Here is a 25,165-nt window from a genome sequence, read left to right as displayed (position 1 = left end):
ACCTCATCGTCCGGCTTCGTGCAGGCGGAGCCGGCCCGCCGCCTCGGCCTCCGCGAACCAGGCGCGCTCGGCCGCCCACGGATGCCCGGGCCAGCCGGCGAAGCCGAAGCCGTAGGCGTCGACCGGCTCCGATCCGGCGGGCCGCGCGAGGAGGAGCGCCAGCGTCACCAGGTATCCGGTGCTCGGGTTCGGCCTGCCGGTGGTGCCGGGAGCGAGGCGACGCCGTCCTTCTTCGTGCAAGGCTTCGGGCAGGACGTGGACCGGCTTGCCCAGGGGCGCGAGCCGGGCCAGCGCCTCGCGGGTCCAGCAGGTCTGCTCGGGCCGGTTGTGCTCGGCGGGGAGCATCGGGAACGGCAGGATGAAGGCTTGCGCTGCGCGAACCACAGGGCGATCGAGGAAGCGCGGATCGGCCAGCCACGCGCGCATCTGCCCGCCGCGGTTGACGAGGGCGAGGTGCGTGACGCGGGAGCCGGCGGCTCCGCCGAAGCCCGTCACGTTGTTGAAGCGCACGATGCAGGCCGCCGCGTCGATCGCGGCTGCGGCCTCGACCCCCGGCGCGTTGCCGACGACGGCGAGCGGCCGGTCGAGGCGCGGAAGCGCGTCGCCGACGAAGGACGGATCGACGGGAGCGTTCACGTGCGGCAGGGGTTTGCGGACTTTGTGCGGGGAAAAGCGGAGGTATGGCGTCGGCCCCGCGCGGCAAGCCGGGGCAGGTCGAGGATCGGAAATCGATGATGCGCCGCTGCTTCGTCTGCGCCGCCGACATGCTGGAGCCGAGCGGGCGGCACCTCGCGTATCCGGGCGGCGAGCGCCGCGACTTCCCGATCGCTTGCGCGTCCTGCGGCCTGCTGCTGGCGCCGGACGCCGACCCGGCCCGCTGCCGCGCCGACCTCGCCGCGCGGCTCGCCGGCCCGACCTTCGTCCCGGACCCGGCGGGTGCCTACGGGCTCGACCTCTACACGTTGCGTAGCGCCGCGACCGCCCTCGGGCTCGGCATCCGCCCGCAGGACGCCGCGGGCCGGGCGGAGCTTCGCCGGCCGCACGCGGTGCGGGCCGCGCAGGCCGACCTCTACGCCCTCGATGGGCGGGAGCGGGTGCCGGTCTCCCTCGGCCTGCTCTGCCGGCCGCCCGACCTCGACCGCGTGTTGGCGGCGGTCGCGGCCCACGCGGCCTGGACCGACGACGTGGTCGTCCTGCTCGACGCGGCGGCTGCGTCGCCGCGCACCGTCTCGGACGAAGGGTTTCCGCATGATGCGGTCCGCGTGGCGGCCCGTCCGCTGGATGGCGATTTCGCCGCCCAGCGCAACGCCCTCCAGGATCTCGCCCACCATCCCTGGATGCTGCAGCTCGACGCGGACGAGACCCTTGATCTTGCAGTCGGCCGCCGCCTCCCGGCGCTTGCGGCCCTGGCGGAGGCGGGCGACGTGCTCTCGGTCGGGCTTGCGCGCCGCAACCGGGTCGACGGCCTGCTGTCGGACGTCTTCCCGGACGTGCAGTACCGGCTGAACCGCAAGGCCGTGCGCTATGAAGGCCGGGTGCACGAGCGGCCTGCCCTCGACGGCGGCTGGCCGCGAAGCTTCGTCGCGCTGCACGGGGCGATCGAGCACCACCTCGGCCGCGCGCATGTGCTGGCGCGCTCGCGCCGCTACGAGAGCCTCGCCCCCGGGCGCGGGCGACCCGAGGAAGAAGCGGCGCTGCTGCGCCCGTTTCGCGCGTAGCGCTCGCCTCCACACGTCCGCTTCAACGCGCCTGTCGCGATTGCGCCGAGGCAAGGGCGCGGGCGTAGAGGTCGAGGGTCTGGCGCGCCAAGCCCTCGCGGGTGAAGCGGCCCGCCGCCGCGAGCGCGCGGGCGCGATAGGCGACGCGCACGTCCGGGTCGGCGAGCAGCGGGCGGATCGCGTCGGCGAGCGCGGCGCCGGTGGCGTCCCGCGCCAGCGGCCCGGCACCGGGATCGCCGACGAAGGCGCGCGCGCTCGCGTCGAGCGCGCAGGCGACCACCGGGCGGCCGTAGGCCAGCGCCTCCTGGTAGACGAGCCCGAAGCTCTCGTAGCGTGAGGGCGCGAGCACGACATGGGCCCCGGCGTAGGCCTGCGCGAGATCGTCTGCGGGAACCCGGCCGAGCGGGCGGATGCAGGCCCGCGCCGCCGCGGGAAGATCGGCCGGCAAGTCCGCCGCCGGCACGCCGACGAGATCGAGCCGGACGGACGGCCCCGACCCGCGCGCCGCCTCGTCGGCGAGGATCGCCATCGCCCCGAGCAGGGCGTCGAAGCCCTTTCGCGCCTCCGCCCGCCCGACGAAGAGCAGGCGCACCGGCTTCTCATGTTCCGGATAGGACGCGCCGCGCGCGGCCTCCGTGATCGCGGGAGGCAGGCTCAAGCCGATCACCGCCCCCGGTTGCGGGCCGGACAGGCCGTAGGCGCGCGCGATCACCGCGCCGTGCTCGGCGGTGTTGGCGACGAGCCCGGCGCTGCCCCGCGCCTGCCTGCGCTCCAGGAAATCGGCGGTTCGGCCGTCGAGGCGGTCGCGCAGCGTGGCGGGGGCGTCGCGGGTGAAGGCGGCGGGCGTCGAGCTTCGCGTCACCAGCGGCAGGTCGCGGCGTCCCGCGAGCAGCACGGCGGGGGCGTACCAGTTCGTCGCCTCCGCCACGTCGAACGGCTGGCGGGCGTGGGCCGCGAGCACCGCACGTCGAAAGGCGAGGGGGGCCGCGAGGTGCCCGGCCGAGCCCCGGCGGCGTAGGCGTGCCAGCGCGCCACCCGGCGGTAGGGCAAGCCCGACCACGTCGACGCCGCCGATGCGGTCGCACCCCGTGCGGTCGAGGGTGAAGACGGTCACGTCGGCGCCGGCCTCGGCGAGGCTCTCGGCGATCTCGCGGGCCGCGGTCGAGAGGCCGCTCGGGGCCGGCGGGTAGTCCCAGGCGAGGTAGGCGACCCGCATCAGGCGGCGAGCAGGCGGCGGTAGAGGGCGAGGTAGTCGGCCGCCATGCGGTCGGCGGTGAAGCGCGCCTCGAAGCGTGCGCGGACCCGGGCGCGGTCGAGCTGACCGATCCGCCCGAGCGCCGTCACCGCTTCCGCCTCCGAGGAAACGATGAAGCCGGTGACGCCGTCCTCGACGATCTCCGGCACGGAGCCGCGGTTCCAGGCGACCACCGGCGTGCCGCAGGCCATCGCCTCGATCATCACGAGCCCGAAGGGCTCCGGCCAGTCGATCGGGAACAACAGCGCCCGTGCGCCGCCCAGGAGGTCGGCCTTGCGGCGGTCGTCCACGGGGCCGAGGTAGGTCGCGTCGTCGCCCAAAAGCGGGCGCACCCGCTGCTCGAAATAGTCCGGGTTGCCGACGTCGACGGTGCCGCCGAGCCTGATCGGCAGGCCGGCGGCGCGCGCGACGCGGATCGCGGTGTCCGGCCGCTTCTGGTCGGTCATCCGCCCGACGAAGGCGACGTGCGCCTCGGGTCGCCGACTCAGCGCGTAGCGGTCCCGCGCGATGCCGTGATGCACGATCCCGGCCCGGTTCGCGGCCGGGATTTCGGCCGCCTGCGCCGCCGAAATCGCCGCCACCGGCAGGTCCGGGAAGCCCGCGAAGAACAGCGCCCGGTCGAGCTCGTCCACCCGCCAGTGCACCGTCGTGAGACTGTGGCGGCGGCGCGCCCCGAGGAGCGCCGCATGCGCGAACTCGCCGTGGCAATGCACGATGTCGAATTGGTCGAGGCGCAGCCGCAGCGCCTCGAGCTGCAGGGCGTCGAGCGCAGCCGGGACGCCTGGCGCGACCCGCCCGTGGCGCCGTTCCAGGGCGGCGAGGCTCGGGTGGTTGCCGACGCGCGGCAAGTCTGTCGCACTGTCGGAGGGGGCAAACAGCGTTACCTCCACACCTATAAGACGCAGCGCCGTGCCGAGATCGTGGATGACCCGTTCCGTGCCGCCGTGATGCTCGGGGGGAACGGGGAAGATGTTGGGGGCGACTTGGGCGACGCGGATCACGGTCGAGACCTCACCTGTAACGTTTCCTCGCCCGGTCACGGCTGAGACGCCGGCCGCCTGATGTTCGTCCTGCATGTCGCCCTGCAAGGCTGCCTTCGCGGCGGTGGAGTCGCGTTCGGCCTGACCGCCGACACCGGTGGCCACATCCGCTACCTGCTCGACCTCGTGGCGGCCTCCGCGCAGGATGCCGACATCGCGCGGATCGTCATGGCGACGCGCCTGTTCGACGGCATCCACGGCCCCGACTACGCCGTGCCCGAAGAGCGGATCTCCGACAAGGTGGAACTGGTGCGGCTCGCAAGCGCGTCGCCGGCCTACCGTTCCAAAGAGGAAATGCACACGGAGGTCGCGAGCTTCGCCCGAAACCTCGTCGCCTGGATCGCCCGGCAGCCGCGGGCGCCGGACATGATCCACGCCCACTATGCCGACGCCGCCTCGGTGGCGGCGCTTGTCCAGGACGCGCTCGGCATCCCCTTCGTGTTCACCGCGCACTCGCTCGGGCGCGTGAAGGCCGCGCTGATGGGTGCCGGCGCGGAGGACGCCCCCGACCTCGTGCATCGCATCGCCGCCGAGGAAGGCGCGCTGGCACGCGCGAGCCTCGTCGTCGCCTCCTCGCGCGACGAGGCGGAGGTGCAGTATGCCGGGTACACCGCCTACGATCCCGGGCGCATCCGGGTCCTGCCGCCGGGCAGCGACCTGGCGCGGTTCACCGCGGCCCAGCCGCTGGCGCGGATCGACGCCACCATCGACCGCTTCCTGCACGAGCCTGAGAAGCCCGCGCTGCTGGCGCTGGCCCGGCCGGTGGCGCGCAAGAATCTCGCCGCCCTGGTGCGGGCCTACGGCGAGAGTCCCGAGCTTCAGGCGCGTGCGAACCTCGTCCTGATGGCGGGCATGCGCGAGGACATCGACGCGCTCGACGGCGACATGCCCGCCACCCTGCGCGAGATCCTGGTGCTGATCGACCGCTACGACCTCTACGGGCGTGTGGCCTACCCGAAGACCCACGATCCCGAGGACGTGCCGGCGATCTACGCCTACGCCCGCGCCCGCGGCGGCGTCTTCGTGAACCCCGCGCTCAACGAGCCGTTCGGCCTGACGCTGCTGGAGGCCTCGGCCGCCGGGCTGCCGCTGGTGGCCACCGACAGCGGCGGCCCCAACGACATCGTCGAGACCTGCGGCAACGGGCTCCTCGTCGACCCGCGCGCGCCCGACGCCATCGCGGCGGCGTGCCTGCGCATCCTCCGCGAGCCGGCGCTGTACGCCGATTGCGTGGCAGGCGGCGCCCGCGCGGCCGCCGCCTACGATTGGGACCAGCACGCCGCGCGATACCACGCCCTGCTCGGTGCGCTGCTAGCGCCGCAGCCGCCCCTGGCGGCGCCGCGCCAGATGCTGGTCTGCGACATCGACAACACGCTCGTCGGCTGCGCGGCGGCGCTCGGCATCTTCCGGCGCTGGCGTAGCCGGCAGGCCGGGCTCGCCTTCGGCGTCGCCACCGGCCGGTCGTTCCACAGCGCGATGGCGATCCTCGAGCAGCAGATGAGCCCGCGGCCGCAGGTGATGATCACCTCGGTCGGCTCCGAGATCTACCATCTCGACCCCAACGGCGTGACCTACGCCGCCGACCTCGCGTGGCGCACCGCCGTCTCCGCCGACTGGGACCGGGCCGGCGTCCACGCGGTCCTGGCCGGCCTCGACGGGCTCGTGCCCCAGGGGCCGCTGGAGCAGCGCGGGCACAAGCTGAGCTATTTCGCCGACGCCGCGGCGGCGCGGGCGGTGCGCGCCCGCCTCGCCCTCGCGGGGCAACGCGCCACCGTGATCCACAGCCACGGCCGCTACCTCGACGTGCTGCCGGCGGCGGCGTCGAAGGGCACGGCGGTGGCCCATGTCCGCGCCCTCTACGCCCTGCCGGAGCGGGCGGTGTTCGTCGCCGGTGATTCCGGCAACGACGTCGAGATGCTGCGCGCCGGGGCGCAGGCGATCATCGTGGCCAACTACTCCGACGACCTGGCGAGCCACGCCGGCTTGCAGCACTCCTACGTCGCCCGCGCTTCGCACGCCCGCGGCATCATCGAGGGCGTCGGGCATTTCCGCCGGATGCTGGCCGATGCCGTCTGACGCGTCCGACGGGCCGTCGGCGAGCGTGCTCACCCTGGTCCGCGGCCGGGCGGACCGGCTGCGCAACCTCATGGCCGGGCTGGCGCGGCAATCCGTGCCACCTCGCGAGCTGGTCATCGCCTGGATGCAGCCGGAGCGTGCCGCCGACTTGCCCGACCCGGGCTGCCCCGTCCGCCATCGCCACGTCGCCGGCGAGCCGATGCCGCTCGCGGCCGCCCGCAACCGCGCGGCCGAGGCCGCTTCGGGCGACCTCCTCGTGTTCCTCGACGTGGACTGCATCCCGTCGCCCTGCCTCGTGGCGGCCTACCGGCGCGCGGCGGCACAGGCCGAGGGCCTGTTCCTCGGCGAGGTTCTGTACCTGCCGCCCGGGCTCGACGCCGACGTCGCCGCCGACGACGCCGCGCTCGCGCGGCTCGGCCGGGCGCATCCGGCCCGTCCCCCGGTTCCTGCCGAGGGCCTGCGACGGGAGCCGGATCCGGGCCAGCTCTGGGGCCTGTCCTTCGCCCTCCCGGCCCACGCCTGGCGCGCATGCGGCGGCATGGACGAGGCTTACGCCGGCTATGGCGGGGAGGAGACCGACCTCGCCATGCGCCTCGCAGCCTCCGGCCTGCCGACCTTCTGGGTCGGCGGCGCGCGCGCGTACCACCAGCACCATCCCGTCCACGTGCCGCCGCTGCAGCACTTCGACGCCATCCTCGCCAACGCCGCCCGCTTCCGGCGCGCGCACGGGCGCTGGTGCATGACCTACTGGCTCGACCAGTTCCGGGCCGCCGGGCTGATCGCCTGGGACGACGACGCCCCCGCGATCCAAGTCCTGCGCCGGCCGGACCCGACCGAGATCGCCGCCGCCCTGCGGCCCGACGCCCTGTTCTCCTGACGGATCGCGAATCCCACAGCCATGAAGAAGCCCATCGCGTTCTTCGTCCACCATCAGGGACGGGGCCACGCCAACCGCACGATGGCGGTGGCGGCCGAATTCGCAAAGGACCGGCCCGTCTCCGTGCTGACCGCCGGCCCGTCGCTGTTCGACGGTTTCTCCCGCGACATCGAGATCGTGCCGCTGCCGAACATGATCGGCGCGTCCGTGCCGACGCCGCGCCTCTACGCGGAGCCGACGCCGCAGGTGATGCACTGCGTGCCGCTGGGGCTCGCCGAGATGCGCCGGACCATGCGGCGCATCCTGGACCACCTCGACGAGCGCGACGTCGGCCTGTTCATGGTCGACGTCTCGGCGGAGATCGCCCTGCTCGCGCGCATCGCCAGCGTGCCCGCGGTGCAGATCCGCATGCACGGCGACCGTTCCGACATCGGCCATGTCGGCGCCTACGAGGCCTGCGTCGGGATGCTGGCCCCCTTCGACGAGCGCATGGAGCAGGACGACTACCCGGCCGCCCTGCGCGCCAAGACGTTCTACAGCGGTGGCCTCTGCACCAGCGTCGAAGGCGTGCCCGACCGAGCGGAGGCGCGGGCGAAGCTCGGCCTCGATGCTGAGCGCGAGATCGTCGTGGCCATCACCGGGGGCGGGGGCAGCGGCACGCCCTACGCACCCCTGACGGTGGCGGCGCGGGCTGCGCCCGACACCCTGTGGCTGACCCTGGGGCCGACCCACCGCGAGGGCCACGAGACCGACTTCGCCAACCTGCGCGAGCTCGGCTGGGTGCCCTCCGTCACCGACTACCTCGCCGCCGCCGACATCGTGGTGGCCTCGGCCGGCGACAACACGATCCACGAGGTCGCCCGCGTCGGCGGCCGGCTGATCGTGATGCCCGAATGGCGCTACTTCGGCGAGCAGACCCGGAAGGCCGAGGCCCTGGTCCGGCTCGGGGCTGCGGTCCAGGCCCCAATCTGGCCCGGCGACCTCCAAGGCTGGCGCGACCTCCTAGACCGGGCGCGCGGCCTCGACCCCGCCCCCCTGCGCAGCCTCTACGCGCCGGACGCCGCCGCGCGCGCCGCCGGATGGCTCGAAGGCCTGACCGACGAACTCTGGCACGGCGCGGCCGAGCCTGCTCCGCTCACGGTCGTCGCCGGCCGCATGCCCGCATCCCGCACCGCCTGAACCTCCCGGAGCCAGACCGCCCCATGTCCACCGTTTCCGTCGTGACCCTGGCCAAGGGCCGGCCGGCGCACCTGCGCAACGTGCTCCGCGGCCTGGAGCGCCAGACGCAAAAGCCCGCCGAGTTCGTCGTCGCGGTGATGCAGGACGCGCCCTACGACCTGCCCGAGGTCGGCTTCCCGGTGCGCCAGATCCTGGTGCCGGGCACGGAGCTGCCGCTGGCTGCGGCGCGCAACCGCGGCGTCGCGGCGGCGGGCGGCGACGCCGTGGTCTTCCTCGACGTCGACTGCATCCCGGCCCCCGACCTCGTCGCCGACTACGCGCGCGGGCTCGCCGAGCTCGACGGGTTGCTGATGGGCGAAGTGCTCCACCTGCCCGAGCGCGCCACCATCGGAGACTGGACCTGCGAGGCCTTCGCGACGGTCGCCGAGCGCCATTCCGACCGGCGCGGCCCCCCGGCGTCGGGCCTGGAGATCTGCGACGACTACCGCTGCTTCTGGTCCCTCAACTTCGCGGTCCGGCGCGCCACCTTCCTGGCCGCCGGCGGCTTCGACGAGCGCTACACCGGCTATGGCGGCGAGGACACGGATTTCGGCAAGGTCCTCGACCGTGCGGGCATCCCCATCGCCTGGATGAAGGGCGGCCTCGCCTACCACCAGTACCACCCGCACCACATGCCGCCGGTCCACCACCTCGACAGCGTGGTGCGCAACGCCGAGCTGTTCGAGGCCAAGTGGGGCTACCGCACGATGGGCCACTGGCTCTACGCCTTCAAGGTGATGGGGCTGATCGACGACGCCCCCGACCGGCCGATCCGCATCCTGCGCCGCCCGGAGGCCGGCGACCTCGCGCTGACCGGCCAGCAGAGCCACCAGCCCTACGGCAATTCGGCCTCCGTCATCCGCTTCCTCGAAGCCCAGGCCGCCGCCGCGGCGACGGCGTGAGGATCGCGCTGCTCGCCCATCTCCGCCATCCCGTGGCGCCGCCCTTTGCGGGCGGCATGGAGGCGCATACCTGGGCCCTCGCCGAAGGCCTGACCGCGCGTGGACACGAGGTCGTCCTGTTCGCCGCCGGCGACAGCGACCCGCGATTCGCCATCGACCCGGTGATCCCGGTGCACCACGAGCGCAGTTTCCCCGGCCTCGAGCATCGGGGCGATGCCGGGCTCAAGGCCCATGTCGATGCCGGCTACGCCGCCGCCTGCGACCGGATCGCGGACGGCGGCTTCGACGTACTGCACAACAACTCCCTCAGCCGCCTGCCGCTGGACGGCCTCCGCCTCGCGGCGACGCCCACCGTCACTTCGCTCCACGTGCCGCCCTACGACGCCCTGCGCTGGTTCGTGCAGGACAGCCTCGTGCCCGGCCATCGCGTCACCGTCACGTCGGAGGCCCAACGCAGGTCGTGGTGGCGGGAGGCGGCGCCCGCAGGCGTCTCGGTCCTCCACAACGGGGTCGATCCCGCGTCTTGGCCCTATCAGGATCGCGGCGACGGAACCGCCGTCTGGTCCGGCCGCATCGCGCCGATCAAGGGCACGCATTGCGCCGTCGCGGCGGCCCGGCGCGCCGGCATCCCCTTGACCCTGTTCGGCCCGGTGGAGGACCAAGACTACTGGGACGCGCAGGTCGCCCCGCATCTCGGCGGCCCGATCCGCTACGGCGGGCACCTCTCGGGCGCGGCGCTGGCAAGCGAAGTCGGTCGTGCCTCGGTCTTCCTGTTCACGCCCTGCTGGGACGAACCCTTCGGCCTCGTGGCGATCGAGGCCATGGCCTGCGGCGTGCCGGTCGCCGGCATCGCCATGGGGGCGGCCGCGGAGGTCGTCGGCGAGGCCGGTTGCCTCGCGCCGCCGGACGACGTGATCGCGCTTGCAGCCGCACTCGGTCAGGCGCTCGCGATCCCGCGCACGGTCCCGCATGCCCGGGTGATGCGCCTGTTCACCCGCGACCTGTGGCTTGCGCGCTGCGAAGCCCTCTACGCACAGGTGCGAGCGGAGCACGAAAACCTCGTCTGAGCCGGCTTCGGCGACGCGTCGAGACAAGCGAGGCTTGGCCGTCCCGGAGTTCCGTTGCAGATCACGCCGCCGTGAACACAGCGTCGCCGCATTCGCACGCCCAAGACAATCCCGCGGTCCGAATCCGGTAGCGGCAGGCTTGATGCGCAGTCGTGGCTTTTCCGGATCGCACGGGCACGTCCTTACGCGTGTTCGACCGCGACCGCGATCGAAAAGTCAGGCTCTGGCGATGCTGTTCATCTGGTCCGGCTGGGGAATCCTCGTCCTGCCCGTGGTTGCCGTCACCGCCATCCTCGTCGGGGCGGCGGGAGGTCTGGCCTTGCGTGCGGCCGGCCATCCTGAACTGACGTTCCTCGCCGTCAGCCTCGGCTTGTTCGCTGCCGCCGCCGCCAACTGGTTCGTCGGCCGGCGCCTCAACGGCAAGCCGCCGCGCGAACTCGTCGATCCGGTCACGAACGAGCGCGTGCTGCTGTACAGCCTCCACAAGCTGTTCTGGATGCGGATGGAATACTGGTCGATCCCCGTGGCGCTGGCGGCCTTCGTGCCCCTTCTCGCCCTGCGCAACCTGTGAGCCGGCCGACGGCCGGATCGGCCCAGACCCGGAAGGTCATGCCCATGACGACCACGCGCAAACGACGCGTTCCCCACCTCGCGGCGGCCTGCCTGGCCGTCGCCCTGGTGACGCCCGCGGCGGCGGTGACGCCGGTCACGCCGGTCGGCATCGAGAGCTGCGACGCCTTCTTCGAGGCCTATGCGCAGTGCGCGGCGAGCCCCGGCGTGCCGGAGGCCGTCCGCCCCAACATCCGCCAGGGCATCGACAATCTGCGCGAGAGTTTCCGCGAGGCGGTGACCCGCAACGAGGCGGTCCGCACGACGATCGCGCATCAGTGCGCCCGGGCGCACGAGACCGTGCGCAAGAGCATGGTCGAGGCGTTCAAGTGCGACTTCCCCGGCCTGCCGCCGGCGTCGCAGGCGATCCTGCAGGCCGCGCCGCCCGCGGTCGCCGCCCGGGCGCCGGACACGAGGCCCGCGCGATCCGTGACCCCGCCGGCAAGCCCGGAGGCGCAGGCGGCGGCCAAGGCCGACGCCTACACCGAGGCGCAGAACCACCTCGTGCGCTCGCACCCGATCGAGCGCCAGCTCGCCGACTACCGGCGCGACAACGAGCGGGTCTTGAAGCCGAAGTTCAAGCCCGGCGCCGACGCGTGGTACCATTTCGGCATCGTCGACTTCGACGGGGTGATCGGCGAACTGGAGACGGCAATCGCCCTGCCCGGCGTCGTGCCGGAGGTCGACGCCCCGGCCGCGATCCTCCTCGCGAGCCTGCGCACGCTCAACCCGACCTTGAAGGCGCTGACCCGCTATCAGACCACTCGCGAGTTCAAGGTGGACGGGTTCCGCCTCGCGCGCGAGCAGCACCCGATCCTCGTGCCCCAGGTCGAGGCGGCGGCCAAGGCGATGGACGCCTACGGCACCGCTTTGTTCGACCGCGAGATGGCCCGCGACCAGCGGCGCGCGGCCGCCCTGCCGGAGGATGCGCCGGCCCGCCGGCTGCTGGACACCAGCCTCGCCCTGAAGCGGGCGGTGAAGCGCTTCGAGGCGCTCGGGCCGAAGTCGGACGTGGCGCCGTTCCTCGCCGCGCTCGGCGAGGTCTCGACCGCCAACCGTCAGCTCGGGACGACCTTCGACGCGCTGGCTCCGAAGGCGGATTCCGCGTGTACCGGCTACGCCGACACGGTGGCGAGCGTGATCGGGCACGGCCGCGACGTCGCCCGGGACATCAAGGCGAAGGGCGACCCGAGCCAGCCGGCGCAGCTGTTCAACGACACCTACAACCGCTCAGTGCGCGACATCGAAACCTGCATCCGCAACGAAATGCGCGCGCGGCCGGGCTGAACGTCCGCCTGCGTTTCGCCGTCCCGAGGTCCGGGGCATGCCCTAGCGTTCCGTCATAACCTGAGGAGAGCCCAGCGTGGCCAACGGCACCCGCGTTTCCGAGCGTTGGTTCAACGCCGCCCTGTGGCTCGTCGCCCTGCTGTTCGCAGGCTTCCTGATCGGCCTCGGCTCGCTCGTCGTCGGCGACCTGCCGCAGGTCGAGCACCGCTACACCGTCGAGCAGTTCCTGGACCGCGAGCCGGCCCGCGCCTCGGATGCCGCGCTCAAAAAGGTCCGGCGCGAGCAGGACGACGCGCGGCGGCAGGCCGAGGCGGCGCAGCTGGCGCTCGACGCCGCCCGCTCGGCCACCGAGGCGGCGCGCGAGACCTTCGCGAACTGGCTGAAGACCCGCAACGCCACGCAGCGCGTCGATCAGGACCCCGGGCTCGTCGCCCGCACCGAGGGACTGGACCAGCTCAAGGCGGCCGAGCGCACGGTCGAGGAGCGGCTCGAGCAACTGAACCGCACCGCCTTCGACCTCGGCGAGCGGGAATCCGCGCTCGAAGCCGCCGACACCGGGTTGCGCGCCGAGGCGCAGGCCAAGCTCGATGCGGCGGAGCGTGGGCAGGAGCTGCGGGTGTTCGGCTACCGCCTCGCCCTGACCCTGCCGCTCCTGCTCCTGGCCGGCTGGCTGCTGATGAGGCGGCGCAACACGCGCAACTGGCCGTTCGTGTGGGGCTTTGCGCTGGCCGCCGCCTTCGCGTTCTTCGTCGAGCTGGTGCCCTATCTCCCGAGCTACGGCGGCTACGTGCAGTACGGGGTCGGCGCGGTCCTGACCCTCGTCGGGGGCCGGGCGGCGATCAACGCCCTGCACGCCTATCGGGAGCGGCAGGCCCTGGTCGAGGCACGGCCCGACGCCGAGCGCCGGACCGAGATCGCCACCGACGAGGCCTTGGCGCGGCTCGCCCGAAAGGTCTGCCCGGGCTGCGAGCGCGGGATCGCCCTCGACGACCCGGCCACGAACTTCTGCCCGCATTGCGGGCTCGGGGTGTTCGAGCGATGCCCGGCCTGCGCACAGCGCAAGAGCACCTTCGAGCGGTTCTGCCGCGGATGCGGCGAGCGCCGGCCGATCACGGCGACCGCGGCGTAGCCGCCCCGGGGCGAGATCGCGGGGGGTGGGCGGCGGAACGCCCTTTTCACGCGGGCGATTGGGTGGTCCCATGCTGATTTCGGTCCCCCGCGCATAGGCCCGAGGCCGCCCGCGCCGACAGAGGATCTCCGATGAGCCGTCCCCACCGCGTCGGCGTGGCTTGGTACAGCCCCGAGCACTACGACGGCCTCCGCCGCGGGCTCGCCGACGGCGCGAACCTGCCGGAGACCTATGAGGCCTGGCGGATGTCGGCCGAGCAGGTCGAGCGCGAGGTGTCGCGCAGCGGCGTCGACGTCGTGCGGGTCCCGCTGGAACTCGCCGCGTTCACGGCCTGGTGCGAACGGACGGGGTCGGTGAGCGACGGCGCTTCCCGCGCGCGCTACGTGGCGGAACGTCTCGAAGCACAGGCCGGCGCCTAGCGACGCCGTGCGACGCTGCGTCCCGATCCGGTACGGCCGCCGCGTGCGTCGTTCTGCCGATCGACACGTCTGGCGCCTAAGCCGGCGCGCGATAGACAAATGATCGTTAATCTTGCAAGCGCCTCCGCAGAGTTCGTCGCGGGACTAGGAGGTTTGCATTTGCTGCGTTAGTGGTGCTTTCAGCCTCCGAAATTCGCGGGCGGCTGGATCGTCACGCCGAATTGCCCGTCGCTGCCCATGGCCGCGACCGCAAGATTGGTATTGGGAGTAAGTTCCTTGACCGCCGCCGACGGACCTGTCGCCATCCTCATCGTGGAGACGGACCAGATCGTCAGCCTGGTCACCGCCGACATGCTGGCGGATGTGGGCTTCCGGACCATCGAGGTCCGCACCGCCTCAGAGGCGCTGTCCGTGCTCGAACGATCCGACGACGTGCGCGTGCTGATCACCGGGCGCAGCATCGCGGGGGACGGCGTCGCCCTCGCGCAACTCGTTCGCCACCGTTGGCCGGCGATCGGCATCATCGTGACCTGGGGCGCGGGCGGCGATTTCGAGCGTGCGTTGCCGCCGGGCACGCGGCTCCTCCGGAAGCCGTACCATTTTGCCGACGTGATCCGGGAAGTGGAGGCCGAGCTCTCGCGAGAGAAGGAAGAGCCCTCGGCGGCCCCGATGCTGCCGATCGGGTTGCCGCCTCGTTCGGGAATGGAACTCGGCATCGGCATCGGGGCCGTCGCCGCGCCGGTCGCCGAACCGGACAAGACTTGAGGCTCGACCGCGGCGCGCCGGCGTCGATCCGTCAGCCCTGAGACGAATGCGAGGCCGGGCCGTCCCGCCGGGTCCGGCGCTCCGCCCTCAGCTCCCGCTCGGCCAGCACCCAGAACCGCATTTCCTGCCCCTCGGGGCGGTGGTGCCGGTCCCACAGGTCGTAGGCGCGCTGCCGGATCTCTTCGATCGGGATGGGGCCGTCGTCGTCCATGCGTTCACAGATCTTCGTTGGGCAAAAGCCGCATTCCTGCGCGATCCGAGGATCGCGCCCTGATGGTCCGGACCTGCGCAGGGGCAGGATCCGGCTCGAACCGGTCGATGAACCGTAGCTGGTCCCACAGGTCGACACTGTGACCGTCCACCAACGCCAGGGCCTGCGCCTTCGCGTCGTCGTCGCCTTCGGCCGCGATCACCGCCTGAAGCACCATCCGGCCGTCCGCTCCGAACATCATCGCCCGGTAGGATGGTGGACCGTCGGGTTCGGCGGAGGGCGGACGACCTGCGCTCATGATCGGGATGCCTCGGCCGGATCGGACGCTTGCACCGTCGCGATACGCCGCGGCGCCGTCGTCTCGAACGTCGAAATCGCAACATGCCATGGGCTTCGCCGCTCCGGGACGGCGGGAGCACGAGTGTCTCGCAGGCGCTGACGGCCGGTCCCGTGGTCAGCGATGGTCTAGAACTGCACCTCCGCGCGCGGCACGCACTAACATACGATATGGCCGTGCGCGGGGCCGGACGTCGCACGCCTCCGATCCGAGTATTTTCGCGCTGCGTCGATGCGTCCACGCGGCGCCGGAATGCCCAGCTCGCTCGCCTTGAGAGCCCGCGGCCTGCGGCGCCTTCGCGAGGCGGTTTCCAGGGTGACGGGCGTCCGCAGGTCGCACGCATGATCTGTGAATAGCCGGCTTTCCCGTGGGACCGGCGCGAACCGAACCGCGTTGCCGAGTCCAAGGGTTGAGGACGGAGTCACGAATGGCCGAGCGTCGACGAAAGGCTGCCGAGCGGAGCCCCGCGCCGATGGAGGATGCGCCCCTCGTTCCGATCGGGGCGCTGGCCGTTTCGCTCCTCGACATCGCGGCACAGGACGGGTCGGGGCGCCGGGCATCGGCCAAGCCGGTGGTGCACGTGGCGCGCGATGCGCGGCGCCTCGACGAGCTCGCCCAGGTCCTGCGTACGCTGGCGCCTGCGGCCGAAATCCTGGTCTACCCGGAATGGGACTGCCTGCCGCTGGACCACGCCTCGCCCTCCCGGGCGACGATGGGCCTGCGCGCCGCCGTCCTGCGCCGGTTGAGCACGGATGCCTCTCCGCCCGACTTCGTCATCACCACCGGGCCTGCGCTGGCGCAGCGCGTCCCGCCGCGCGAGACCTGGGCCGACGCGCACGTGTCGCTCGCGGCCGGCGACCGGATCGATCCGGAGGCGATCACCGCCACCCTGGTCCGCCTCGGCTACGTCGTCGACGAGCGGGTCGACGAGCCGGGCGAGGTCGCGATCCGCGGCCGCACCATCGAGGTGTTCCCCGCCGACGCGTCGCGCCCGTCCCGCATCGAGCATGCGGACGGCCGCGTCACCGCGATCCGGGTCTACGATCCGATCACGCAGCGTTCGGTCGGCGACGCAGGTCGGCTGGTGATCGACCCTGCTACCGAGATCGTCCTGGCGGAGGGCTCGGAGGATCGCCTGCGCCCCTTCACCGGCCAGGAGCACGCCCTGGCGCGCTTCTACCCGAACCTCGTCGCGCCGCTCGACTACCTGCCCGACGCCGGGCTCGTGGTCGAGGAGGGCGCCTCAGTGCGGGCCGCCGCCTTCTTCGAGCAGATCGACGAGGCGCGTGCCCTGCGCGATGCCGGCAAGGGGAGCCGCAACGGTGTGGCTGGGCGCGGGGAGGACCTCTACCTCTCGCACGCGGCGTGGACGCGCGCCGTCGAGGCCCGCACGATCATGGCCGCCACGCATGCGGCCGCCGAGAGTGTCGGCCTGTCGGGGCTCGCGGGCGCCGCACGCCCGGCAGCTGCCTTTGCCAAACTGCTGCGCGCGCAGCTGAAGGCCGGGCGGCGGATCGTGCTCGCCGGCCAGAGCCTGCCCCTGCGCCGGCTCGTGCGCGAGGCCTCCGCCGTGGCCGACCGCGCCGTGCGCCTGATCGACGGCTGGGCGGAAGTTGCCGCGGCTGCGCCCGGCGAGCTGCTGGCGTTGCAGGTGCCCCTCGCGGCGGGCTTCCACGCCGACGGCGCGACGGTGTTCGCCGCAGCCGACCTCTACGGGCCGGACGCCGCGCCGGCCGGCCCCGCCGGCCATGTCCTGCCGCTCTGCGAGGTCGACCTTCGGCCCGGCGACGTGGCCGTCGACCGCGACCGCGGCCTGTGCGTGTTCGAGGGGCTGGAGCCGGTCGCCTCCGTCGCCGACCGGCCGGCGACGGAGGCCTTGCGCCTGCGCTTCGCCGATGACGCGGTACTGATGGTGCCGGTCGCCCAGGCCGACCGGATCTGGCGCTACGGCTCCGAGCCGGCCGCCGTGACCCTCGACAAGCTCGACGGCGGCACCTGGGCGCGTCGGCGCCTCGCGGCGGAGGCGACCCTGGCGCGCACCGCCCGCCACATGCTGGAGACCGCCCGGGAGCGCCGGGAGGCCGGCGTCGCGGCGATCCGGCCGCCGGCCCGCGAAATGGAGCGGTTCGCGGCCGGCTTCGGCTTCCCGCCGACCCACGACCAGGCCGCGGCCTTCGACGCCGTGCTCACCGACCTCGCCTCCGGATCGCCGATGGACCGCCTGGTCTGCGGCGACGTCGGCTTCGGCAAGACCGAGGTGGCCCTGCGGGCGCTCGCCGCAGCCCTGTTCGCCGGCCGGCAGGCGGTGCTGATCGCGCCGACGACGGTGCTGGCGCGCCAGCACGCCGAGACCCTGCGCCGGCGCTTCGCCCGCTTCGGGATCGAGGTGGCGCAGCTCTCGCGCCTCGTCTCACCGGCCGAGGCCAAGCGCGTCAAGGCGGGTCTCGCCGACGGCACCGTGCGGCTGGCGGTGGGCACCCACGCGCTCGCCGGGCGCGGCGTCGCCTACGCCGACCTCGGCCTGACGGTGATCGACGAGGAGCAGCGCTTCGGCGTGAAGACCAAGGCCGACCTGCGGCGCCTCGCCGGCGGGGGGCACGTCCTGACGCTCACCGCGACGCCGATCCCGCGAACGCTGCAATCCGCCCTCGTCGGGCTTCAAAGCCTGAGCATCCTGTCGACGCCGCCGGCCCTGCGCCAGCCGGTCCGGACCCTGGTCGCGGGCTTCGACCCCGACGCGGTCCAGGATGCCCTCGTCCGCGAGCATCGTCGCGGCGGGCAGAGTTTCGTCGTGTGCCCGCGCATCGAGGACATCGCGCCGATGGCCGAGCGCCTGCGGGCCCTCGTGCCGGACCTCGACGTCGTCGTCGCGCATGGCGGATTGAAGCCGGCCGAGATGGACGAGGCGATGGTCCGCTTCGCCGACGGCGGCGGCGACGTGCTGCTCGCCACCGCGATCATCGAGAGCGGGCTCGACGTGCCGCGCGCCAACACGATGCTGGTTTGGGACGCCGCGAAGTTCGGACTGGCCCAGCTTCACCAGCTCCGCGGCCGGGTCGGGCGCGGCCAGCGCCGCGGGGTCGTCCACCTGCTGTTCGACCCCGCCGCGCCGCCGAGCCCGGCGGCCGAGCAGCGCATGCGGGCCCTCGAAGCGATGGACCGCCTCGGTGCGGGCTTCGCGATCAGCGCCCGCGACCTCGACCTTCGCGGGGCGGGCGACCTCGTCGGCGAGGACCAGGCCGGCCATGCCAAGCTCGTGGGCTTGGGCCTCTACCGCCATCTACTCGAGCTGGCCCTGCGTCTCGCCAAGGGCGAGGAGGCCGAGGATTGGTGCCCCGAGATCGAGATCGGCCTGCCCGGCGCCATCCCGGCCGACTACGTGCCGGAGCCGGAGATCCGGCTCAGCCTCTACACGCGTCTGCTGCGCCTGCGGGACGTGGCGGCGATTGAGGCCCTTGCTGGCGAGGTCGAGGATCGCTTCGGTGCCCCGCCCGAGCCGGTCGCGGCCCTTTTCGCCCTCGGGCGCCTGCGTGCGGCCTGCCGCGAACTCGGTGTCGCCCGGCTGAACGGAGGTCCGCAGGGGCTTGCCGCCGACCTTCGGCCCGGCGTCAAGGTCGGGCCGATGCCGGCCTGCGAGGATCTCGTCCTGCGCGACGGCCGCGTCGTCCTGCGCCGCCCGGTCTCCGAGCCGGCGGAGCGCACAGCACTCGCTATGGACCTGTTGGACCGGTTGCGGGCAGCCTGCGCGCGCGGCGCCGAACGGGCTGCCTGATCGACGCGCCCGGCGAAAAGGCCGGGCGCGCCGGCCCGACCACCCGGGAGTCGCCACCGGCTGCGGATTGCGGGCGATCGATGCTATTCCGACTTCAAACCGCAGCGCCGCGCTGCGGGCTCGAAACGCCCAGGATCGATCCGATGCCCCGCCTCACCTTCACAGCCACCGCGCTCGCGCTCGTCCTCGGCACGGGCGCATCCGCGCAGGGCCTGCAGCAAGGTGCCCGCGAGGGCGCGCAACGCGGCGAGGAGATGGCGGGGCCGCTTGGCGCGGTCGTCGGCGGGGCGCTCGGGGCGGCGGTCGGCACCGCCAACGGCATCCTCGGGATCGACCGGCGCGAACGCTTCCGGATCTATGCCAGCGCCGAGCGGCGCCCGTCCTTCGCCTATCGCGGGCCGGTGCGGATCGGCACGGTGCTGCCGGAGGATGGCATCGTCTACTACGACGTGCCGCGCGAGTTCGAGCTCGCGGGCTACAACTACACCATCGTCAACGACCATCCCGTGCTGGTCGAGCCGGGCACCCGCCGCATCGTGGAAGTGATCGACTGAGAATTGACGGACGCCATCGACGATACGGCGCTCGAAGGCGCAGTTCCTGTCGAAAAATTTCGCGCGCTCGACGACGAGCCGCAGAGGATTTTCCAATCAGGCAGACGCCGTCACGCAGCCTGTTCGAGCGCCTCGACGACCTGGGAGGCCTTGTAAGGCTTCGGCACGAACAGCCCGTGATCGGGAACCTCCTCATCCGCGAGGCGATGCCGGCCGGAGGTCAGGACCAGGCGAATGTCGGGCCACGCCTCGGAGACGCGTTCGGCCAACTTCACGCCGCACATCGTGCCCGGCATGTCGACGTCGGTGAAGACCGCGCCGATATCCGAGCGCTCGTGGAGGATGAACCAAGCCTCGTCGGCCTGGCGGGCCTCCACGACTGCGAAGCCGGCATCCTCCAGCATCTCGACCGCGTAGAGACGCACGAGGTCGTCGTCCTCGACGACGAGGATGAAGCACGTATCGAGGTTACGCTTTGCCGGCATGGCTTTCCAACAAAGGTTACCGTGATTGGTTGCGGGCTGGATTTGCATGCGCCGTATGAATTTTACGGCGATGAGCGAACAATTTTTCTGAATGCCCATGTCCGGTGAGCAAACGAATGCCGACAGAAGGGTCGAGCGCCCTGTCGGAACGATCTCCGCTGTCTGACGCGAACAGGCCGCCAGCGGCGAGCCGCGCGACGACCTCGGATCAGCGCAGCAGGAGGATCGCGGCGCCGACCACGACGGGGATCGCCACCACGGCGCCGTAGAACAGCGGCATCACCCAGGAGCGTTCGCCGTGAACGTCGGCGGCGGCACGGACTCGCTCAGACGCGGCCTCGTTCTCGCGCGCGAGCTTGATCCGTTGCGGGGTCGGCGGCGTGTCGCCGGCCTCGTCGCAGGTCCCGAGCGGCGCCGCGCCGACGTCGCCGTGGCTGACCTTGTCTCCGGTCCGCCCGCTATCGATGTCGGCCTTCAGCTGGGCCGAGGTCGGGTTCTCGTCGTCCGGCGGCGTACCGAAGTCGAGGTTGGCGGGAGAGGGCGGAGTCTCGGAACGCAAGGTCATCGTCGGGCTTCCCAGGAGGATGTCGAACCCGGGAACGGCGGGTTCGACGACGGGTTCAGTTGGCGTCCCGCTTGGCGGGCTGCGGATAGGCCGGGTTGCCAGCCGGCACGGCGCCGGTGTTGGCCGAGGATGGGGCATCGCTCCGGCCGGTCGTGGAACCGGTGATCTGCGCGCGCGACGCGGCCTGGCTCTGGCTCGCGTAGTCGGGCGGGGAGCTGGCGCCCTGCCACACCATCAGTCCGACGAGGGCCGCAACCATCAGTCCCACGCTGGCGACCAGCACGTAGAGGGCGGGCTTGCCGCGCTTGCCCTGTCGGCCGGCCTGTCCGGAGAGTTGTTCTGCCACCGTGAAACCTCGCTCGCCCGATCGCATCGGACTTCGGACGGGCAACGTGCAGCGTGTGCGATGGCTCCACCCCTGTGGCGCTGGCGACCGGCCGCCGCGGCGCGGCCCTTTGGCAGGGCGCGGTCCCGCGGATGCCGGCCGCCCTACGTCGGAGAAATCTCGACCAAGGAAACCACCGTGTCCGATCCCCTTTCCGATCCCGCCCGCGTGCTGATCGTCTTCTACTCGCGCTCCGGTTCCGTCGAGGCGCTGGCCGTGGCGGCCGCGGACGCCGCGCGGGACGCCGGCGCCACCGTGCGTCTGCGCCGCGCCCGCGAAGTCGCCGATGCCGACGCGATGGCGAAGGTCGAGGGCTGGACGGAGAACGCCGCGCGGCAGAACGCGCTGTACCCGGCGCCGACCCACGAGGATGCGGAATGGGCCGACGCGATCCTGTTCGGCACACCCTGCTACTTCGGCGCGATGGCCACCGAGCTGAAGGCCTTCCTCGACCTGCTCGGCCCGCAATGGAAGCGCGGCGCGCTCTCGGGCAAGGTCGGTGGCGCCTTCACCGTCGCCTCCTGGCCGCATGGCGGCTCGGAGGTGGTGACGTTGTCGCTCTACGCGCCGATGGCGCATCTCGGCATGGTCATCCTCCCGCCGGGCTACACCGACGCGGCGATGCTCGAGGCCGGATCGCCCTACGGCGCCTCGGCCATCGTCGGCGCCGAGAACGCCGACCCGCGGCGCGAGGACCTCGACGCCATCCGCCACCAGAGCCGCCGTACGGTGGCGATCGCCCAGGCCCTGATCGCCGCCGGCGAGATGCCCTGCCGGCGTTCGTGAGCGCGATACCAAGCCGCTGCGCCCCGCCGCGAGGTTCTGCCGCACCAACCAACGCCTCTGCGCAGCGTTGCCCGCGGCGAACGTGAAGGAGACGGCATGGCCGACAAGGCAGACGTGACGACCTACATTCTGAAGCAGGCGCTGGCGGCCAAGGTCGGCGACCACGTGGAGATCGCCGTGGAGGCGGAGGACGGGACGACGTTCAAGATCCGCTCCACCTCCGAGCAGCTCGACGCACTGGTCGGCGACCTCGAAGGCATCCTCGACGCCGACGACGCGGACGCCTGACGGCGCCGTCCGATCCCGGGGGCGCCGGCGCGCGGCACCGCGCCCCCATAGGGCCTTCCCCCTGAACGCTTCCCCCGACCTCGTCCCAGAGAGACCAACGTCATGAACCATGCCGACACGCCGATGCCGGGCGAGGATCCGGGCGCCCTGATCGAAGACCCCGCGCGACTCGACGAGGTCGTCCCGGCGAGCGAAGAGGACATCGAGGCCGACCCGCAACCCCAGCCCACGGTCCCGGTGGAAGACGATCCCGCGGTGAAGGACACGGAAGTGCAGCCGACCTGACGGCGTCTCGTCGCGAACGAGCCGCACGGGAACGTTCTCGCGCGCGGATGACCGGCGAAGCCTTCGACACCGGTCGGCAGGTCCCGCAGACGCTCCGAGCCTCATCCCTGGAACTGATCGCCTGGAATTGATGGCCAAGGCCATCCTCGGGATCGGCGATGCCCTCGTCACAACTTGCATGGCCGAGACCGGGCTGCCGCACGCGTGGCACGCGGGCGAGCGTGCCCGCACGGTCGGCCGGCTGAGCCTGTTCGCGGACATGCGGAGGCAGCGCGATTTCCTGTACGTTCGGATGAATGCGGCGCAGCTCGACCGAAAGTCGCTCCCGTGCCCAAACCTTTCTCTTTCGCCGTGCCTAGGCCGGTAGCGGTGTTCGGCGCGAGCAACGCCCCGCTCGCCTTCTCGGCCACCGGCGGCGACACCGCCCCGGCCGTCGCGGCGGGCCGTGTCACCTCGCGCGCAAGGGTCGTCTCGGCTCAGTCGGGGATCTCCAAATCGAGCAAGGCCGAGCCGAGGCCCTTGCCGTGTGCGTCGAGCGCCAGCGAGCGGGTCGCGCCGCCGCCGAGGGCGCCCGTCATCACGAAGTTCAGCGCTCCGATCCTGGGCAGCGCGTAGCGCACGACCTGTCCGGTCACGATTTCGCGGAAATGCGCCTGCACCCGCTCCGCCGTGACATGCGCTTCGAGACGGTCGTAATCCGCTGGGTCGTAGGCGATCAGGGAGATGTTCGAGGTGTTGCCCTTGTCTCCGGTGAGGGAGTGGGCGAGCGCGCGTGGCTTCATGATCCGCTCTCCTGCTCAGGCTTCTACGATCTGCACGCGCGGCGTCGCCAGCGTGGACGGGACGAGGACCGACTGCACGGCCACGACCTCGCGGGCCGACTTCCAGGCGCCGCCGCCGCCGGCGGGGCCGTTGGTGTAGAGCGTCTCGACCTCGTTGCCGATCCGCACGGCTTCGGCGAGGGTGTCGGTCCGCCCGGCGACGCGGACCCGGACCTCGTAGGGCTCCCGCCCTTCCGACAGGGCCGGCCCGTGCAGCGCGTCGACGCCGATCAGGTCGCAGCGCAACTCGCGCGACGCCACCCCGGTGAGCGCGAGACGCTCGCGCACGATTTCGAGGGCGAGCCGGCCGCGGGCAAGGGCGCCGGGGCCGGCATAGGAGATCTGGCCCTCGCCGACGTAGGAATCGACGTAACCCACCGAGACCTTCAGGAAGCCGGTCGCGGGCGAGCCCGTGGCGCCGGTCGCACGGACGCGATCCGGGCCGACCTGCTCCATCTCGACCTCGGAGAAGTCGGCGACGACGTCCGGCTGACGATAGCGGGCGGGATCGTGCACCTCGTAGAGCATCTGCTCCTTGCACGTGGCGAGGCTGACATGGCCGCCCGAGCCCTCGACTTTCGTGACCTCGACCGTGCCGTCCTCCGACACGATCCCGATGGGGAAACCGAGGCGTGCGAGACCCTGGACGTCCTTGAAGCCCGGATCGGCGAAGTAGCCGCCGGTGATCTGGCCGGCGCATTCGAGCAGGTGCCCGGCAAGCGTGCCGCGGCCTAGGCGCTCCCAGTCGTCCATCGCCCAGCCGAACGCGTGGATCAGCGGCGCGAGGAACACGGCCGGATCGCCCACGCGCCCGGTGATGACCACGTCGGCCCCGGCCGCCAACGCCTCCACGATCGGAGAGGCGCCGAGATAGGCGTTGGCCGAGATGATGCGGTTGCCGAGGTCGGCCACCGCCTCGCCGCTCTCCTCCAGGGCGAAGTCGCCGGCCCGAACCGCGTCGAGGAGGTCGTCGCCGGTCACCGCGGCGACCGTCAGCCCGGTGAGGCCGAGCTCCTGCGCCAGCGCCCTGGTCTTCCGCGCGGCGGCGACCGGGTTGGCCGCGCCCATGTTCGTGACGATGCGGATGCCGCGCGCCCGGCACGGCGCGAGCACCGCCCGCATGCGCGCCTCCAGGAGCGGATCGTAGCCGCCCCCGGGATCGCGAAGCGTCGCCTGCTGCGCCAGCGCGATGGTGCGCTCGGCCAGGCCCTCGAAGACGAGGTAGTCGATCGCGCCGCGCTCGGCGAGTTCGACGGCGGGCTCGATCCGGTCGCCGGCATAGCCTGCGCCGGCGCCAAGGCGGACGGTTCTCATGGATCGATCTCCGCTGTCAGAGGGGGAAGACCCCGAGGAGGACGCAGGCGACGGTCATCACCACCGAGGCCGCGAACAGGAACGGGAAGGTGAACTTCTGGTGGTCGGCGAGGTCGATGCCGGTCAGGCCGCACACCAGGAACGTCGCCGGCGTCAGCGGGCTCACCGGGAAGCCCGTCGTCATCTGGCCGAGCAGCGCGCCCTGCGCGACCTGCACCGGCGGCACGCCGAGATGGTGGGCGATCTCGGACACCACGGGCAGGACGCCGAAATAGAACGAATCCGGGTCGAACAGCATCGAGAGCGGCATCGACACCAGGCCGAGCGCGAACGGGATGTGGCGTCCCATCTCCGGCGGCACGAAGGTCACGGCGGTCTGCGCCATCGCCCTCAGCATTCCGGTGCCCTGCATGATGCCGGTGACCACGCCGGCCGCCAGGAGGATCGAAGCCATCAGGATCGCGGCCTTGGCGTGGGCGTCGATGCGCTGCCGCTGGGCGTCGACCTGCGGGTAGTTGACGATCAGCGCCAGCGCGGTGCCGAGCATGAACATCAGGGCCGGCGGCACCTTCTCCGCCATGAACACCATCGTTCCGAGCACGGCGACCGTGAGGACGACGTTGATCCAGAACCGGCAGGGCCGGCGCTGCGACCGCTCCGCATCGCTCAAGGTGCGGGCGACGGGGGCCGGCGCGGAGGCGGTCCCCGCCGCGGCGGCGCGCGGCGCCTGGGCGAGACGGCGCTCCTCGCGAAGGCCGAGCCAGTAGGCGGCCGTGAAGATGAAGACGAGGCCGACTGACCCTGCCCCATCAAACTGGTCCGCGCTGAGCGCAAGGTTTTCGGGCATCCTGAACCCTGAAGGAGGGTGGATGCTGGCCTGCCCCCATTCGGTGGCCCAGGTTCGAAGTTAGTGCATCGTCGGCCGTGTGACGATGGCGGGGTGAGCGAGCGGCGCTGATCTGCTCGGTTCCGTTGGCCAGATGACGACCTCCGGTGCAGG

General features: G+C 72.4%; 27 protein-coding genes and 1 pseudogene. 17 read left to right on the top strand and 11 right to left on the bottom strand.

The annotated features are described in order from the left end of the window. Positions 1-3: 3 nt before the first annotated feature. Positions 4-636: a hypothetical protein gene (locus tag FV234_RS11860; RefSeq protein ID WP_147829446.1), complete on the bottom strand. Its 633-nt coding sequence runs from the start codon at positions 634-636 to the stop codon at positions 4-6. A gap of 98 nt (positions 637-734) precedes the next feature. Here FV234_RS11860 and FV234_RS11855 point away from each other — a divergent pair, with 98 nt between their 5' ends. Further along, positions 735-1,718, top strand: a complete 984-nt coding sequence (locus tag FV234_RS11855) for a hypothetical protein (RefSeq protein ID WP_147829475.1) — start codon at positions 735-737, stop codon at positions 1,716-1,718. Positions 1,719-1,740: 22 nt separating this feature from the next. Here the strand turns inward: FV234_RS11855 and FV234_RS11850 are convergent, their stop codons facing one another. Together FV234_RS11850 and FV234_RS11845 are read right to left on the bottom strand one after the other, a co-directional pair. Next, a complete protein-coding gene (locus FV234_RS11850; RefSeq protein ID WP_147829444.1) occupies positions 1,741-2,934 on the bottom strand; it encodes a glycosyltransferase family 4 protein in 1,194 nt (397 codons plus the stop codon). Continuing rightward, a complete protein-coding gene (locus FV234_RS11845; RefSeq protein ID WP_147751370.1) occupies positions 2,934-3,974 on the bottom strand; it encodes a glycosyltransferase family 4 protein in 1,041 nt (346 codons plus the stop codon). Before FV234_RS11845 ends, FV234_RS11850 begins: the two co-directional genes overlap by 1 nt. 60 nt (positions 3,975-4,034) lie before the next feature. On the opposite strand from FV234_RS11845, the gene FV234_RS11840 reads away from it, so the two are divergent. The 10 genes from FV234_RS11840 to FV234_RS11795 all read left to right on the top strand — a co-directional run bounded on the left by FV234_RS11840 (position 4,035) and on the right by FV234_RS11795 (position 14,362). Further along, positions 4,035-6,089 (top strand): HAD-IIB family hydrolase, encoded by a 2,055-nt coding sequence (locus tag FV234_RS11840; protein WP_147829442.1) that lies wholly within the window; start codon positions 4,035-4,037, stop codon positions 6,087-6,089. Continuing rightward, the gene (locus tag FV234_RS11835) at positions 6,079-6,966 is read left to right on the top strand and encodes a glycosyltransferase family 2 protein (protein WP_187273659.1); all 888 of its coding nucleotides are present in this window, start codon (positions 6,079-6,081) and stop codon (positions 6,964-6,966) included. The genes FV234_RS11840 and FV234_RS11835 overlap by 11 nt, the downstream gene beginning before the upstream one ends. A gap of 21 nt (positions 6,967-6,987) precedes the next feature. After that, complete coding sequence (locus FV234_RS11830; protein WP_147751365.1) at positions 6,988-8,145, top strand: glycosyltransferase; 1,158 nt, start codon at positions 6,988-6,990, stop codon at positions 8,143-8,145. A gap of 23 nt (positions 8,146-8,168) precedes the next feature. Then, positions 8,169-9,086, top strand: coding sequence for a galactosyltransferase-related protein (locus tag FV234_RS11825; protein WP_147751364.1), 918 nt, complete (start codon positions 8,169-8,171; stop codon positions 9,084-9,086). After that, a complete protein-coding gene (locus FV234_RS11820; protein WP_147751363.1) occupies positions 9,083-10,153 on the top strand; it encodes a glycosyltransferase in 1,071 nt (356 codons plus the stop codon). The genes FV234_RS11825 and FV234_RS11820 overlap by 4 nt, the downstream gene beginning before the upstream one ends. A gap of 229 nt (positions 10,154-10,382) precedes the next feature. Then, positions 10,383-10,724, top strand: coding sequence for a hypothetical protein (locus FV234_RS11815; RefSeq protein ID WP_147751362.1), 342 nt, complete (start codon positions 10,383-10,385; stop codon positions 10,722-10,724). Positions 10,725-10,768: 44 nt separating this feature from the next. Further along, the gene (locus tag FV234_RS11810) at positions 10,769-12,049 is read left to right on the top strand and encodes a DUF3829 domain-containing protein (RefSeq protein WP_238272795.1); all 1,281 of its coding nucleotides are present in this window, start codon (positions 10,769-10,771) and stop codon (positions 12,047-12,049) included. A gap of 76 nt (positions 12,050-12,125) precedes the next feature. After that, positions 12,126-13,178, top strand: a complete 1,053-nt coding sequence (locus FV234_RS11805; RefSeq protein ID WP_147751360.1) for a zinc ribbon domain-containing protein — start codon at positions 12,126-12,128, stop codon at positions 13,176-13,178. Between the two features lie 131 nt (positions 13,179-13,309). After that, positions 13,310-13,597, top strand: coding sequence for a hypothetical protein (locus FV234_RS11800; RefSeq protein ID WP_147751359.1), 288 nt, complete (start codon positions 13,310-13,312; stop codon positions 13,595-13,597). 276 nt (positions 13,598-13,873) lie between these two features. Continuing rightward, entirely contained in the window at positions 13,874-14,362 is a 489-nt protein-coding gene (locus tag FV234_RS11795; protein WP_147829440.1) for a response regulator, read from the top strand. A gap of 31 nt (positions 14,363-14,393) precedes the next feature. Here FV234_RS11795 and FV234_RS11790 read toward each other — a convergent pair whose 3' ends face one another. Next, entirely contained in the window at positions 14,394-14,573 is a 180-nt protein-coding gene (locus FV234_RS11790; RefSeq protein WP_147751357.1) for a DUF2934 domain-containing protein, read from the bottom strand. A gap of 4 nt (positions 14,574-14,577) precedes the next feature. Then, entirely contained in the window at positions 14,578-14,814 is a 237-nt protein-coding gene (locus tag FV234_RS11785; protein ID WP_147815635.1) for a hypothetical protein, read from the bottom strand. Between the two features lie 523 nt (positions 14,815-15,337). Here FV234_RS11785 and FV234_RS11780 point away from each other — a divergent pair. Beyond that, positions 15,338-18,682, top strand: coding sequence for a DEAD/DEAH box helicase (locus FV234_RS11780; protein ID WP_147751355.1), 3,345 nt, complete (start codon positions 15,338-15,340; stop codon positions 18,680-18,682). Between the two features lie 143 nt (positions 18,683-18,825). Beyond that, a complete protein-coding gene (locus tag FV234_RS11775; protein WP_147751354.1) occupies positions 18,826-19,236 on the top strand; it encodes a DUF1236 domain-containing protein in 411 nt (136 codons plus the stop codon). Between the two features lie 110 nt (positions 19,237-19,346). Here FV234_RS11775 and FV234_RS11770 read toward each other — a convergent pair whose 3' ends face one another. From FV234_RS11770 to FV234_RS11760, 3 genes are all read right to left on the bottom strand, one after another. Further along, positions 19,347-19,721 carry a response regulator gene (locus tag FV234_RS11770; RefSeq protein WP_147751368.1) on the bottom strand — a complete coding sequence of 125 codons (375 nt, stop codon included), beginning with the start codon at positions 19,719-19,721 and terminating at the stop codon, positions 19,347-19,349. A gap of 208 nt (positions 19,722-19,929) precedes the next feature. After that, entirely contained in the window at positions 19,930-20,286 is a 357-nt protein-coding gene (locus tag FV234_RS11765; RefSeq protein WP_147751353.1) for a hypothetical protein, read from the bottom strand. Between the two features lie 55 nt (positions 20,287-20,341). Continuing rightward, positions 20,342-20,632 carry a hypothetical protein gene (locus FV234_RS11760; protein WP_187273658.1) on the bottom strand — a complete coding sequence of 97 codons (291 nt, stop codon included), beginning with the start codon at positions 20,630-20,632 and terminating at the stop codon, positions 20,342-20,344. 177 nt (positions 20,633-20,809) lie between these two features. Here FV234_RS11760 and wrbA point away from each other — a divergent pair, with 177 nt between their 5' ends. The 4 genes from wrbA (at position 20,810) to FV234_RS11740 (ending at position 22,397) form a co-directional block, all read left to right on the top strand. After that, on the top strand, positions 20,810-21,457 hold the full coding sequence (gene wrbA, locus FV234_RS11755) for an NAD(P)H:quinone oxidoreductase (RefSeq protein WP_238272793.1): 648 nt from the start codon (positions 20,810-20,812) through the stop codon (positions 21,455-21,457). Positions 21,458-21,553: 96 nt separating this feature from the next. Beyond that, a complete protein-coding gene (locus FV234_RS11750) occupies positions 21,554-21,745 on the top strand; it encodes a hypothetical protein (protein WP_147751350.1) in 192 nt (63 codons plus the stop codon). Positions 21,746-21,847: 102 nt separating this feature from the next. Then, positions 21,848-22,030 carry a hypothetical protein gene (locus tag FV234_RS11745; RefSeq protein ID WP_147751349.1) on the top strand — a complete coding sequence of 61 codons (183 nt, stop codon included), beginning with the start codon at positions 21,848-21,850 and terminating at the stop codon, positions 22,028-22,030. Between the two features lie 130 nt (positions 22,031-22,160). Next, positions 22,161-22,397 (top strand): hypothetical protein, encoded by a 237-nt coding sequence (locus FV234_RS11740; RefSeq protein WP_147751348.1) that lies wholly within the window; start codon positions 22,161-22,163, stop codon positions 22,395-22,397. A gap of 109 nt (positions 22,398-22,506) precedes the next feature. Here the strand turns inward: FV234_RS11740 and FV234_RS11735 are convergent, their stop codons facing one another. The 3 genes and pseudogenes from FV234_RS11735 to FV234_RS11725 form a co-directional block, all read right to left on the bottom strand. Beyond that, on the bottom strand, positions 22,507-22,812 hold the full coding sequence (locus tag FV234_RS11735) for a hypothetical protein (protein WP_147829436.1): 306 nt from the start codon (positions 22,810-22,812) through the stop codon (positions 22,507-22,509). Between the two features lie 15 nt (positions 22,813-22,827). Further along, entirely contained in the window at positions 22,828-24,165 is a 1,338-nt protein-coding gene (locus FV234_RS11730; RefSeq protein ID WP_147829434.1) for an acyclic terpene utilization AtuA family protein, read from the bottom strand. Between the two features lie 16 nt (positions 24,166-24,181). Further along, positions 24,182-24,964 (bottom strand): annotated as a pseudogene (locus tag FV234_RS11725) (SLC13 family permease); the annotation flags it as partial. Positions 24,965-25,165: the final 201 nt, after the last annotated feature.

It is taken from the genome of Methylobacterium sp. WL8 (assembly GCF_008040045.1).
Lineage (GTDB): Bacteria > Pseudomonadota > Alphaproteobacteria > Rhizobiales > Beijerinckiaceae > Methylobacterium > Methylobacterium cerastii.
Note: the sequence above shows the minus strand (reverse complement) of the source record. Positions and strands in the feature narration are given on the sequence as shown.